The following is a 1272-nucleotide window of genomic DNA, read 5'->3' on the forward strand; positions in this document are numbered from 1 at the left end:
AAAGGATATGCGGCAGTAGATTGTGATAATCAGATTGATATGGTCAATCGTGAAAAAGTGGAAGATTTTTGCAAAACAGCGGAGAAAGAAGAACAGGCAGCAGTAGATATTGTACAACCGAACAGAGATTCGCTACAATATTAATTTATGTATAATTATGTTGTAGGTACAAAAATAGTGTGACAGCGAGGTAGAGAAAATGGAAGAGCAGATAAAAAAGATTTATGAAAAGCAGAAAAATGGACGCATCAGGATGATACGGAATGTGCTGTTGATTTATGCAGCATTGATTTGTGTGGTGAGTATTTTCAAAGGAAATCCGTTCCCGCATCAGGAGACAGTACTCTTTTTCGATGTGAAGCAGCCGGGCTGGGTCACGACAGATCCCTGGCTTCTGTGGATTTGCGTGGTGGTTGATCTGATTGCAGGTATATTCATTTTAATCAGGGACATTCTCAGAGATTTTTCAAAAATTGACCGGATTCTGTCACAGCAATGTGATGCAGAAAAATATTCAGAAATGCTGGAAGAGTTGGTAAAGTACGGAAAGAGCTTGGATTATCATGGATTTCAAAAAAGTGTCATGCTGATAGCTGAGTCTAAATATGTAGTTGCACTGATCATAAATGGGCAGTTGCAGAAGGCAGAAGAGTATATAAAGAATGAATGGGAAGGAAAAAGAGAGGGACGTTCCTGGCAGCAGGTCATGACGAATCTCGAACTGTCGAAGAAATATCAGGAGAAAGATGCGGCAGGTTATTCGGCTACATTAGAAAAAGCAGGGAAAGTATTTCAAAAGAATCCACTGTTTATGGCAAAAAATTTGATGCTGAAAGGTGAAGATGAGGCAGCAGTAAGATTACTGGAAAATGATACGGAAAAGCTGCCTTATTATGAGGTTACACGCAGATTCCTGCTGGGAGTATGTTACTACCGAATCGGAAAAGAAGAGCAGGGAAAAGAATGTATGGAATATGTAATTGGGCATGGAAATACGTTGAAGTGCAAAGAAGAAGCGGAAAAATATGTAACAGTGTAAGTAAGGATGTTCTTTAAAATGACAGGGTAACAAAAATGGAGAAGATATAGAGGATGGTAATAAAATAGGATATATCGCACATAAAGATGGTGAATCTGGAGTATACAATTCCTGAAAATAGACTTGGTTTTTAAATATTACAAGTGTAAGATTTAAGGAACAAAAAAATTAGAAGAAAGGAATCGGTGGAAGTGGTTATGTTGTTAAAAAAGATGCAACAGTATTGGATGAGT

At 37.9% G+C, this 1272-nt stretch carries 2 protein-coding genes; both read left to right on the forward strand.

The genetic code is table 11. From position 1 onward, the window contains the following. Positions 1-144 (forward strand): DUF6070 family protein (locus tag PGQ33_RS17100; RefSeq protein ID WP_256442598.1); only part of this gene is annotated, 144 nt, incomplete at its 5' end. A gap of 55 nt (positions 145-199) precedes the next feature. Then, positions 200-1039 carry a hypothetical protein gene (locus PGQ33_RS16675; protein ID WP_021740685.1) on the forward strand — a complete coding sequence of 280 codons (840 nt, stop codon included), beginning with the start codon at positions 200-202 and terminating at the stop codon, positions 1037-1039. The last annotated feature ends 233 nt before the right edge of the window (positions 1040-1272 follow it).

Source organism: Coprococcus sp. AM100_B19A (assembly GCF_027662015.1).
GTDB classification, from domain to species: Bacteria; Bacillota; Clostridia; order Lachnospirales; family Lachnospiraceae; genus Allocoprococcus; species Allocoprococcus comes.